Origin of the sequence: Comamonas testosteroni ATCC 11996, from assembly GCF_000241525.1 — a bacterium.
Classification (GTDB): domain Bacteria; phylum Pseudomonadota; class Gammaproteobacteria; order Burkholderiales; family Burkholderiaceae_C; genus Comamonas; species Comamonas testosteroni.
In genome coordinates, this window is the sequence record NZ_AHIL01000058.1 from 1 (window position 1) to 910 (window position 910).

The 910-nt window shown below is 59.9% G+C and carries 1 protein-coding gene; it reads left to right on the top strand.

Annotated elements, in window-relative coordinates; all coding sequences use genetic code 11:
• A partial coding sequence (locus tag CTATCC11996_RS23625; RefSeq protein WP_003081368.1) for an efflux RND transporter permease subunit occupies positions 1-910 on the top strand: 910 nt, incomplete at both ends.

Genomic DNA, 910 nt, shown 5'->3' on the forward strand with positions numbered 1-910 from the left:
CCTGGTATTTCGGTCTCAAAGGCCGCAGAGTTGTTGCAACAGACAGACCGGCTTATCAAAACAGTGCCCGAGGTTCAGCGTGTGTTCGGCAAGGCAGGACGAGCAGATACTGCGACCGATCCTGCGCCGCTGGAGATGTTCGAGACCACCATCCAGTTCAAGCCACGTGAGCAATGGCGTCCTGGCATGACCTCGGAGAAGCTGGTTGAAGAACTGGACCGGGTGGTCAAGGTTCCGGGTCTATCAAACGTATGGGTGCCCCCGATCCGCAACCGCATCGACATGCTGGCCACCGGCATCAAGAGTCCCGTCGGCATCAAGGTCGCCGGACCAGACCTCGCCACCATCGACAAGCTCGCGGCACAGATTGAATCCGCCGTGCGCGCAGTGCCTGGTGTTTCTTCCGCGTTGGCCGAACGCTTGACAGGGGGCCGGTACATTGACGTAGATGTGGACCGACAAGCCGCTGCACGGTTCGGACTTTCTGTGGCAGACGTGCAGGCGGTCATATCTACAGCCATCGGTGGTGAGAATGTCGGAGAAGTCATTCAGGGTCGAGAGCGCTTTCCGGTGAACGTCCGCTACCCGCGCGAAATCCGCGATTCACTGGAACGCCTGCGCAAGCTGCCTTTCGTGACAGACAAGGGTGCCACCGTGCTCCTGCATGACGTCGCCAAGATCGTCATCGCAGAAGGCCCACCCATGATCCGCAGTGAAAACGCACGGCTCTCGGGCTGGGTCTATGTCGATGTACGTGGCCGGGACTTGCGCTCCGTCGTCCATGACATGCAAGCCATTGTTGCCAAGCAGGTGGCCATGCCTGCCGGCTATGCCCTGTCGTGGTCTGGCCAGTTCGAGTATTTGGAGCGGGCCACGGAACGCCTGAAAGTCGTCGTACCACTCACTCTGG